This is a genomic window from Micromonospora citrea (genome assembly GCF_049629545.1).
Taxonomy (GTDB): domain Bacteria; phylum Actinomycetota; class Actinomycetes; order Mycobacteriales; family Micromonosporaceae; genus Micromonospora; species Micromonospora citrea_A.
Genome location: NZ_JBNADX010000001.1, coordinates 472,091 through 482,328 on the forward strand (window position 1 = coordinate 472,091; position 10,238 = coordinate 482,328).

General features: G+C 74.6%; 9 protein-coding genes and 1 pseudogene. 4 read left to right on the top strand and 6 right to left on the bottom strand.

Features of this window, described 5'->3' with window-relative positions:
- Positions 1 to 14: 14 nt before the first annotated feature.
- The 6 genes from ACPFP2_RS01995 to ACPFP2_RS02020 form a co-directional block, all read right to left on the bottom strand.
- Complete coding sequence (locus ACPFP2_RS01995; protein ID WP_091293397.1) at positions 15 to 221, bottom strand: hypothetical protein; 207 nt, start codon at positions 219 to 221, stop codon at positions 15 to 17.
- A gap of 135 nt (positions 222 to 356) precedes the next feature.
- Complete coding sequence (locus tag ACPFP2_RS02000) at positions 357 to 1,562, bottom strand: low temperature requirement protein A (protein ID WP_424085428.1); 1,206 nt, start codon at positions 1,560 to 1,562, stop codon at positions 357 to 359.
- Positions 1,563 to 1,747: 185 nt separating this feature from the next.
- Positions 1,748 to 2,800 (bottom strand): hypothetical protein, encoded by a 1,053-nt coding sequence (locus tag ACPFP2_RS02005; RefSeq protein WP_424085430.1) that lies wholly within the window; start codon positions 2,798 to 2,800, stop codon positions 1,748 to 1,750.
- Between the two features lie 229 nt (positions 2,801 to 3,029).
- Complete coding sequence (locus tag ACPFP2_RS02010; protein ID WP_424085432.1) at positions 3,030 to 4,379, bottom strand: FAD-dependent oxidoreductase; 1,350 nt, start codon at positions 4,377 to 4,379, stop codon at positions 3,030 to 3,032.
- Positions 4,380 to 4,393: 14 nt separating this feature from the next.
- Positions 4,394 to 4,741: a TcmI family type II polyketide cyclase gene (locus ACPFP2_RS02015; RefSeq protein ID WP_088974816.1), complete on the bottom strand. Its 348-nt coding sequence runs from the start codon at positions 4,739 to 4,741 to the stop codon at positions 4,394 to 4,396.
- Positions 4,742 to 4,955: 214 nt separating this feature from the next.
- Positions 4,956 to 5,759: an AfsR/SARP family transcriptional regulator gene (locus ACPFP2_RS02020; protein ID WP_424085434.1), complete on the bottom strand. Its 804-nt coding sequence runs from the start codon at positions 5,757 to 5,759 to the stop codon at positions 4,956 to 4,958.
- Positions 5,760 to 6,166: 407 nt separating this feature from the next.
- Here ACPFP2_RS02020 and ACPFP2_RS02025 point away from each other — a divergent pair, with 407 nt between their 5' ends.
- From ACPFP2_RS02025 to ACPFP2_RS02040, 4 genes and pseudogenes are all read left to right on the top strand, one after another.
- Positions 6,167 to 6,505, top strand: a complete 339-nt coding sequence (locus ACPFP2_RS02025) for a TcmI family type II polyketide cyclase (RefSeq protein WP_424085436.1) — start codon at positions 6,167 to 6,169, stop codon at positions 6,503 to 6,505.
- Complete coding sequence (locus ACPFP2_RS02030; RefSeq protein WP_424085438.1) at positions 6,502 to 8,223, top strand: acetyl-CoA carboxylase carboxyltransferase subunit alpha; 1,722 nt, start codon at positions 6,502 to 6,504, stop codon at positions 8,221 to 8,223. Before ACPFP2_RS02025 ends, ACPFP2_RS02030 begins: the two co-directional genes overlap by 4 nt.
- A 53-nt stretch (positions 8,224 to 8,276) precedes the next feature.
- Positions 8,277 to 8,741 carry an acetyl-CoA carboxylase biotin carboxyl carrier protein gene (gene accB, locus ACPFP2_RS02035; protein WP_424085695.1) on the top strand — a complete coding sequence of 155 codons (465 nt, stop codon included), beginning with the start codon at positions 8,277 to 8,279 and terminating at the stop codon, positions 8,739 to 8,741.
- 10 nt (positions 8,742 to 8,751) lie between these two features.
- Positions 8,752 to 10,119: pseudogene (locus tag ACPFP2_RS02040) on the top strand (acetyl-CoA carboxylase biotin carboxylase subunit); the annotation flags it as partial.
- Positions 10,120 to 10,238: the final 119 nt, after the last annotated feature.

A 10,238-nucleotide genomic window follows, 5' to 3' on the forward strand; every position in this document is an offset into this window, starting at 1 on the left:
GGTGCGGGGGACGCCTACTCGGACGGCTCGGGAAGTTTGCAGTCGACCTTGGGGTTGGCGCCGATGTAGTTCAGCGGCCCGGCCACGATGGTCACCAGGATGGTGCCGGCCTCCGCGCAGTTGGTGTCGTCGTTGCCGTAGTAGCCGCGCTGGCCGGCGGCGATGGCGCCGATGAGCAGCCAGATGACGACGAGCACTCCGAATATCGACGTTCCGCGCATGGGGGCCTCCCGGGTCGTGGTGGTTCGAGGGTGACGCCTGTGTACCCAGAGACGGCGAACGGATAAACGGCGTCCGTTCCGGACAGGGCGGCACAGCCGGCGGTCCCCCGGGGCGGAGGCGTACGGGCCACCGGGTCAGTGCGGTGGTGACGGGTCCTCCGGCGGGCGGCCCCGACTGCGCAGGTGGTCGGCGACCGCCACCCCGGCCAGCACCGCCATCGCCCCGGCAGCGGCGAACAGCGGCGGCAGGAAGAGCACCGCCGGCGCGATGGTGAGCAGGGCCAGCAGCCCGCCGGGGCGGGACAGCGACACCCGGCTGAACACCTCGTACTCGAAGCAGCAGCGGCCCACCAGGAACAGTGCCGGGCCGCCCAGGATGATCGCGGCCCAGGCAGGCGGGGTACGCCCGGACGGCTCGTGCAGCACGAGGTCGAAGCCGGCGGCGGTGGTGACCACCCCGGCCACCATCATCAGGTGGGTGTAGGGGGCGGTCCGCAGGAACTTGTTCGGGGTACGGGAACTCTGGATCGCCTGCGGCAGCAGTTCGCCGGACTTGTGCACGTAGATCCGCCAGAGCAGCAGCGTGCTGACGAAGGCGACGGTGAACGCGGCCAGGTTCTCCGCCTCCGAGTGCTGGAGGCTGAACATGGTGCCGGCGACCAGGATGGCGTCGCCCAGGGCGATGATGAAGAACTGCTGGTAGCGCTCGGAGAGGTGCTCGGCGGTGACGTTGCGCTGCCCCTCGGGGACCGCCCCCAGCCCCGGTATCGGGTACGCCAGCCGGAAGCCGCCGTAGTCGATGGCCAGTGCCAGGGCCCAGAGCGCCTCCCGGGCATGCCCGCCGACGTGCGCGCCGACGATCCACGGGACCGCCGAGACGGCGAACCAGACGAAGACCCGGACCGCCCGTCGTTGGGACTGCGGATGCCCGCGTACGGCCGGCATGAGGAACAGGCCCCGGCCCAGGTGGATCGCCACGTAGGTGCCGGCGAAGACCAGACCCCGGTCGGCGAAGGCCTGCGGGATGGCGGTGGTCATCAGCAGCGCCCCGAACATGACCGCCGCGATCAGCAGCTTGATCTCGCGGCGCTGCGGGTCGTACATGTCGGTGACCAGGGTGGTGATCGCCCAGGTCCACCAGATCGCCATCAGCAGGATCAGCGACTGGCCGGCGCGCTGCCAGCTCACCTCGGTGACCAGGCCCCGGGAGATCAGCGCGAGCGCGACGACGTAGACCAGGTCGAAGAAGAGTTCCTGGAGGGTGACCCGGCGGGGGGACTCCGGGTCGCGCACCGGCGGGCGGGCCGCTCCGGCGGCCTGCTCCGGCGGGGGTTGCGCCACGGGCTGCTCCTGCGGGACCGGGATCGTCGGTGCGGCGGGCCGCCGTCCCGGCCCCTCACCGACGGTAGCGAGACGCCGGTGTCCTCGTGTCCGTTCCGGTGCTCTACGCCCTGTGCCGGCCCACCCGCCCCGGCCGTGGGACGGAGCCGGTGGGCGTGCCGGGTCGGCACGCCCACCGGTGTGGCTCAGCCCTGCTCGCCGGCCCCGGTCGGGACGGGCAGCACCGCGTCGGCCTCGGCGCCGGCGCCGGCCAGCACCTTCGCCTGCTGCGGCCAGGTGGCCAGGCTCGCCGCGGCCCGCAGTCCGGCGGCGCGGATGGTGTCCCGCAGCGCGGCCTCGTCCAGCTCGGCGAGCTGGCGGTAGGTGCGGATGCCGGCGGCCTGCAACGCGGCGGCCATCTTCGGCCCGACACCCTGGATCCGGCGGAAGTCGTCCGCCGCTGCCGCCTCGTCGTCCACCGCCGCCGTCCCGGCGGCAACGGCCGGCTCGGGGGCGACGGCCGGTACGGCGACGGCCGGCTCGGCGGCGACGGGAGCGACGGCCGGCTCGGTGTCGGCGATCGGCTCGGCGGCGGCGACCGGTTCCGGCGTGCTCGCCACCGGCCGCGTGGTGGTGGTCGCCGGGGTGGCGACGTCACCGGCCGCGACCGGCTTGGCGTCGTCGGCGGCGGCGCGCGGCGCCGGAACGGTGGGCGTGACGTCCACGGCCGGGGCGTCGGCCTCGGCCGTCACCGGGGAGTCCGGCACGTCGGCCGAGGTCGTGTCGGCGGTGAGCGGCGTGGTGGGCTCGGCGTCCGCCCGGACCGGCTCGTCCCGCGTCGGCGTGGCCTGCGGCGCGTCGTCGCCGGTCACGGCGCCCGGGGCGTCGTCCGCCGGCACGGCCGGCTCCTCCACGGCAGACCTGTCGTCGGCCGGCGCCACCTCGGTGCTCACCGGCTCGGCGGTGGCCAGGGTGGCGGCGGCCGGCGCGACGGCGGGATCGTGACTGGTCGGCTCGTCGATGACCGCGGCGGGCGCGGGGGAGTGGTCCACGGTGGCCTCGGGCCGTGGCGTGTCGAGGGTGGCGGTGGCGGCCTCGGCCTTCTCGACCTCGGTGAGGCCGACGACCGGGTCACCCTCCACGATGGGTGCGCTCGGCGCGGCAGCACCCGGCTGCCGGCCACGGGCCAGCCAGCCGGCCGCCCCGCCCAGCGCCAGGGCCAGGATCACGATCAGCCATTGCCCGAAACTCGACGGCACGGCGAACCTCCCTCTTGCGTATACGTTCGGTGGAAGTGGCGAAGAAAACTCGCCGCAGCTTCGCACACGCGCACGTCGGGCGACAGGGAGGACCGGCACCGACGTCGCAGGTGGGACGGGCGGTGTCGGGCGGTGGTGGGGGGATGACCCACGGTACGGGTCGACGGTCGACGTGACCGACCCGGCCGGGCCGCGACGAGGTGCCGTCGTCACGACCCGGCCGGGCGTCTCAGTCCTCTTCGCCCCGGTAGGTGTAGAAGTCGTTGACGAACTTGCGGGCCAGGCGGGGCACCCGGCTGGTGACACCGAAGTAGCCGCGCGCGCCGAGCAGGGCGAGTCGGCCGACGACGGGCTTGTACATCCGGTCGTCGCCGCTGGTGCCGCTGCGGTTGAGCGAGTCGGCGACCCGGGCGAAGCCGTACGGCACCATGGCGGCCTCGTAGTCGGCGACCGCCTGCAGCAGCGTCTTGTCGCCGGCGGCTGCCTGGCGGAGTTGCCGGCAGAGCAGGGCGGCGTCGCGCAGGGCGGTGTTCGCGCCCACCCCGCGACCGGGGGTCATGGTGTGGATGGCGTCGCCGAGCAGCGTGACGGTGCTGGCCTTCCACGCCGGGACCGGTTCGCTGGTGGCCACCCGGATCGGCAGGGCGCTGCCCGGGTCGCTGCGGGCGAGCAGTTCCCGCAGGTTCGGGTGCCAGTGTCGGGTGAGGTTGCGGGCGACCTGGACGAGGTCCTCGCCACGGCGCTGCATCACGTCCGGCGGGAACCGGCGGGCGGTGCTCCAGATGATGAAGTTGATGTTGTCGCGGGTGTTGTCGTGCCGGCGTCCGGGCCAGTTGCGCAGCAGCGCGGCGTCGGCCTCGGCGACGTCCGGTTTTATCTCGCCGTCGCGGTCCCACTTGAACTCCATGACGTGCAGCACGCCCATGATTCCGCCGGCGCCGAAGATGAGTGAGATGCCCTTCTCGACGCGTTCGGGCAACAGTTGGCGGGTGTGCGCGGTCAGCGGGACGCGGGTGGCGATGTTGATGGTGCCGGCGTCGCGCACGACCGCGTGCGGCAGGTACTGGTGGCGGACCGCGGAGTGCGTGCCGTCGGCGGCGACCAGCAGGTCTCCGGTGGCGGTGCTGCCGTCGGCGAAGTGCGCCGTGACGGTGCCGTCGTCGCGTTGTTCGTACCGGGTGAAGGTCTTGTCGAAGTGGACCACGTCCTCCATGCCGGTGAGCAGGACCTGGCGCAGGGTCATCCGGGCCACCGACCGTTCGGTCTCGACCGGGTCGGTGTCCGGTCGGAGGGTGAACGAGGCGGTGTGGCGCAGTCGCTGGGTGATGACGTTGAAGTAGCGGGGGGAGCGGGCGCAGGTGGCGAGGTAGACGTCGAACAGTTCCGGCGGCAGGCACTCGCGCAGCGCCTTGCTGCCGGTCGGTCCGATGCCGATGCGGTAGCCGAGCAGCCCTTCGCCACGGGTGCGGTAGCGCTCGTAGACGGCGACGCTGATGCCGGCGCGGCGCAGGCCCTGGGCGAGGCAGAGCCCGCCGGTCCCGGCCCCGATGATCAGGACGTGCGGTGTTCCGGATGCCATGGCGGCCGTCCCGGTCATCCGGCCGGCCGCGGCGACGGCACGTCGGCGGCGTCCCAGCGGTAGAAGCAGCCGGCGATCGCGTCGCGCGGCGACCGCCAGGTCGGCAGGTACGGCGAGGTGTGCGCGGAGAGGCGCTCGTTGACCTGGAGGTAGAGCGGATGGTTGCGGGCCTCGGCCAGCGCGTCCGGATCCACGTCCTCGGTCTCCATCAGGTGGACGCACAGGTCGTGCAGGCAGTACAGGGACCGGTGCCGGACGCCGGTCAGGGCGGGCAGCTCGGTGGCGTCGGACTCGGCGAAGATCTGCGCCACCCGCCCCTCCGAGCCGGGGATGATCCTGCTGACGATCAGTAGACGACTCATGGGGACCCCTCTCGCCGATGGCGCTCCGCCGGAGTTCGGACGCCATGCAACTGCTGTGCGCCCCACCCTGCCCACCGCGTGTCACCTGACCGTCACGCCTGCTCGCGCGCCGGTGACGCCCCGACCCGGCGGCCGGCGGCGCGCCGCCGGGTGCGGTCGGACCACACCGGTCCGGGCATCGTGGACCGTCGGTGGCCGGCCGGGGCGGGGTGGGTCAGGGGGTGCGGGGGGCGAGGCGGGCGGTCGGGGTACGGCCACCGACGCGTTCCCGGGTGGCCTCGCGGATGGGTGCGAGGGTGTCCTTCAGCAGGGCGGTCATCGCCGTGGACGGCTCCAGTCGCAGTTCCCGCAGGAGCAGGTCGCGGTAGACGTAGAAGGCGTGCACGGCCTCGAAGGCGTTGCCCTCGGCGAGGTGGATGCGCACCACCAGGCGGTGCGGGGTCTCCCGCAGCGGCTCGGCGGCCATCGCCTCCAGGGCGGCTTCGAGGGCCTCGCCGTGCCGTCCGGCGGCCAGGTGCTGGTCGGCCAGGTCCTCCAGCATGTGCAGGCGCAGTTGGCGCAGGCGCTCCCGGTCGGCGAGCACCCAGTCGTCGTACCAGCCGGGCAGCAGGTCGTGCCGGCCGGCGGCGAGGGCCGCGGCGGTGCACGGGTCGTCGCCGTCGCGGACCCGGGCGGCGGTGCCGACCAGGGCGTCCACGTCGACCCGGACCGCCGGGTCGAGGCGTACCGTGTCGCCGCTGGTCACCAGGGGACAGCAGGGGTCCTGGCGGAGTCGCCACAGGGCGGTGCGCAGCGACGACAGGGCGCGTTCCTCCGGCGCGTCGGGCCAGAGCAGGCCGGCCAGGTGGCTGCGGGTGGCGCCGGGGCGCAGGCCGATCAGCGCGATCACCCGTTGCAGGCCGCGGGGCACCACGATCGGCAGGTCGCCGTGCTGCAGCTGGAAGCCGCCGAGCAGGTGCAGCGAGATCGGTGCGCCGGGGCGTGGCCCGGTGGTCGGCATGGACGGATCAGCGGCCACGGCGGCACCCCCTGTGGAACCCTGGTCCCGATTCTGTGTCCCGGCGTGGCTGCCCATGACCCCACTGTCGGGTTTGCTACGCCGCGGCGCGGCGTCGCGCCGCGGCCACCGGGCTGACCGTGACGAAGATTATCAATCGTGGTCACTCTCGGTCAATGTCGTTCTTCGTCAGGAGCTGGTCGGCCGGTTCCGTGAATGCCGCTCTGAACTGGTCAGAGGGGATGACGGGGGAGTGGATCTTCGCACAGTTCATACACAGGTTGCGTCAACGCACCGTCACCAGTGGCCGCCTTTGGTGGGTGATCGTTGACGCCCCGGTGACGGGGTCCGGCGCATCGTGTCGCCAGTCGTCCGGCCCGGCCGGCACGGTCCACACCGTGCCGGAGGCCGTGGGGGGAGGCCCATCCATGGACCGTTCGCTGATCGTCGCGAAGGTGGTCCCGACCGCCGAGGCGCGCGTCGCCGAGATCTTCGCGGAGTCCGACGCGACCGAGCTGCCCCGGCTGGTCGGGGTACGGCACCGGTCGCTCTACCGGTTGCACGACCTGTACGTGCACCTGCTGGAGACGGACACGCCGGCGCAGGCAGCGGTCGAGGCCGCCCGGGGCCATCCCGAGTTCGTCCGGGTCAGCGAGCGGCTGCGGCCCTACGTCTCGCCGTACCTGCCGACGTGGCGGGAGCCGCGCGACGCCATGGCCCGCTGCTTCTACCGGTTCGACGCCACCGCCGTCGGGCGGCGGTCGTGACCGCCACCGCCCCCCGCGAGGGGCAGCTGTGGTCCCGATGCGGCGGCTGCGCCACGCTGCTGTACCGCAAGCGGCTGCGCCGCAACCTCGACGTGTGTCCCGAGTGCGGCGAACACGCCCGCCTCGACGCACCCGAGCGGGTGGCCCAGCTGGTCGACCCGGGGTCGTTCACCCCGCTGCCGGAGCGGGCGGCCGAGGTGGACCCGATCGGCTTCGTCGACGTGCTGCCGTACCCGCACCGGCTCAGCGCCGCCCGTGCCGGCACCGGGCTGGCCGAGGCGGTGCTCTGCGGCACCGCCACCATCGGCCGGCACCGTTGCGCGCTGGCCGTGATGGACTTCCGGTTCCTCGGCGGCAGCCTCGGCTCGGCGGTCGGCGAGCTGATCACCCGCGCCGCCGAACGGGCGCTGGAGGAACGGCTGCCGCTGGTGCTGGTCACCGCCTCCGGCGGGGCGCGGATGCAGGAGGGCGCGCTGTCGCTGATGCAGATGGCCACCGTCAGCCAGGCCGTCGCCGGTCTGCGGGAGGCGGGCCTGCTCACCGTCAGCGTGCTCACCGACCCCACCTACGGCGGCGTGGCCGCGTCGTTCGCCACCAACACCGACGTGGTGCTCGCCGAGAGCGGGGCGCGGATGGGTTTCGCCGGACCCCGGGTGATCCGGCAGGTCACCGGTCGGGAACTGCCCGACGGGTTCCAGACCGCCGAGTTCCTGCTGCGCCACGGCCAGGTCGACATGGTGGTGCCCCGGCACGCGCTGCGCGGGCGGCTGGTGGCGCTGCTGGCCGCCGCCGGCGCCGGGCGTCGGCCGGGGGCGCCGCCCGGCGTACCCGGGCAGGAGCCGCCGCCCGCGCCGGCCCGCCCGGCCGACGGCCCGGCCCGCCCGGCCCCGGTGGTGGACGGCCGCGACGCCTGGGAGACGGTCCGGCTGGCCCGGCATCCCGGCCGACCGACCACGTTGGACTATCTGGACACCGCCTTCGACGGGTTCGTCCAGCTGCACGGTGACCGGCTCGGCGGGGACTGCCCGGCCGTGGTCGGCGGGTTGGCCCGGCTCGACGGCCGGCACGTCATGGTGATCGGCCACCAGAAGGGGCACACCACCGGCGAGCTGGTCGCGCGCAACTTCGGTATGGCCAGCCCGGCCGGGCACCGCAAGGCGCTGCGGCTGATGCGGCTCGCCGCCCGCCTCGGGCTGCCGGTGGTGACCCTGGTGGACACCCCCGGCGCCGACCCGGGCGTGGACGCCGAGGAGCAGGGCCAGGCGGCCGCCATCGCGGAGAACATCCTCTCCCTCAGCGTGCTGCCCACCCCGGTCGTCGCGGTGATCACCGGCGAGGGGGGCAGCGGCGGCGCGCTGGCCCTGGCGGTCGCCGACCGGGTGCTGATGCTCCAGCACGCCGTCTACTCGGTGATCAGCCCGGAGGGGTGCGCCGCGATCCTGTGGCCCGACCGGGGCGCCGCCCCGCAGGCGGCCCGGGCGCTGCGGCTGACCGCGCCGGACCTGTGCCGCCTCGGCGTCGTCGACGACGTCGTCGCCGAGCCGGCGCCGGGCGCGCACCACGATCCGGAGACGGCCGCGCGGCTGCTGCGCGAGGCGGTGCTGGCTCACCTGCTGCCGCTGCTGGACGTGCCGAGGGCGACCCTGGTGCGCCGTCGACGGCAGCGTTTCCGGCGCTTCGGCGCCGCCCGCACCGGCGTACGGGCGGGTGCCCGGTGAGCGCCGGCACCGTCCCGGCCGGCACCGTCTCCGGCGACGCCGACGGCGCGGCGGTGGCCCAGGACGTGGACGCCGTGCTGGCCGGGTTGCGCCGGCACGCCCGGCAACTCGTCGCCGAGGTCGCCGGCCCGCTGCGGCGGGTGCGGCTGCGCAGCGGGGACACCGTGCTGGAGGTCGAGTGGCACGGGGCCGCCGCCACGGCGGAGCCGGTCCGGGCCCCGGAGACACCGGCGCCGGGCGTGGCGCCGCCCGCCGCCTCGACGACGGCTGCGCCCGGCCGCATCGAGGTGCGCTCCCCGATCGTCGGCACGTTCTACCGGGCCCCCGAGCCGGGCGCCGCGCCCTTCGTCCGCGTCGGCGATGCGGTCCGGCCGGGTCAGGTCGTGGGGATCGTGGAGGCGATGAAGCTGATGAACGAGGTGACCGCCGAGCGGGCCGGCCGGGTGGTCGAGATCCTCGTCGACGACGGCCGACCGGTGGAGTACGACCAGCCACTGGTCGCGCTCGACCCGGCCTGAGGCGGTGCGGATGTTCTCCACAGTGCTGGTCGCCAACCGGGGCGAGATCGCGGTGCGGGTGCTGCGCGCCTGTCGTGAGCTGGGCATCCGTACGGCGGTCGTCTACTCCACCGCGGACGCCGACTCGACGGCCGTGCGCCTGGCCGACCAGGCCGTGCTGATCGGGCCGGCGTCGAGCCGCCGCAGCTACCTCAACGCCGCCGCGATCGTCGAGGCCGCCCGGCTGGTCGGCGCGGACGCGGTGCACCCCGGCTACGGCTTCCTCTCCGAGGACGCCGACTTCGCCGAGATCTGCGCCGACAACGGGCTGACCTTCATCGGGCCGCCGCCGCAGGTGATGGCCGCCCTGGCCGACAAGTCCTCGGCGCGGGCGTTGATGAGCCGGGCCGGGTTGCCGCTGCCACCGGGCAGCGTCAGCCCGGTGCCGAGCGCCGCCCACGCCGCCGAGATCGCCGCCGAGGTGGGCTACCCGGTGATCGTGAAGGCCGCCGCCGGGGGCGGGGGACGGGGGATGACCGTGGTCCGGTGCGCGGCCGAACTGTCCCGGGCGTACGCGCGCACCCGGGCCGCCGCGCAGGCCGCCTTCGGCGACGACCGGGTGTACGTCGAGCGTTACCTGACCGAGGCCCGTCACGTCGAGGTGCAGATCCTCTGCGACCAGCACGGCAACGGCGTGCACCTGGGCACCCGGGACTGTTCGGTGCAGCGGCGGCACCAGAAGCTGGTGGAGGAGGCCCCGGCCCCGGCGTTGTCCGCCGCGACCCTGGACGCGATCGCGCGGATCGCGCTGCGCGGCGCGCTGGAGGTCGGCTTCGCCGGGGTGGGCACGGTCGAGTTCCTGGTCGACGCCGAGGAGCGGTTCCACTTCCTGGAGATCAACTGCCGGATCCAGGTCGAGCACCCGGTCACCGAGATGATCACCGGGATCGACCTGGTTCACGAGCAGTTGCACGTCGCCGCCGGGCTGCCGCTGCGGATCCGGCAGGAGGACGTGCGCCCGCACGGGGTGGCCGTCGAGTGCCGGGTCAACGTCGAGGACCCGTACCGCGACTTCGCGCCGACCCCGGGCCGGCTGGAGCGCTTCGTCCCGCCCGGCGGCCCGTTCACCCGGGTCGACACCCACGGCCACCCCGGCTACCTGGTCGGGCCGCACTACGACTCGCTGCTGGCCAAGGTCGCGGTCTGGGCGCCCGACCGGGACCTGGCGCTGCGCCGGCTGGACCGCGCGCTGGCCGAGTTCGACGTCGCCGGAGCGGGGGTGCGCACCACCATCCCCTTCGTCCAGCGGGTCCTCGAGGATCCGGACTTCCGGGCCGGCCGGCACACCACCGCCCTGGTCGACCGGCTGCTCGGCGTCGACCGTCCGCCCGCGCCGCGCCCCGAGCCCGCCGACGCGACCGTTGCGGGACCGGCCGCCGACGTGGTCGTGCTGGGCCCGGGGTCCGCCGACGTGGCCGTGCCAGGGCCGGCCGCCGGGTCGGGCCCGGAGTCCGTCGA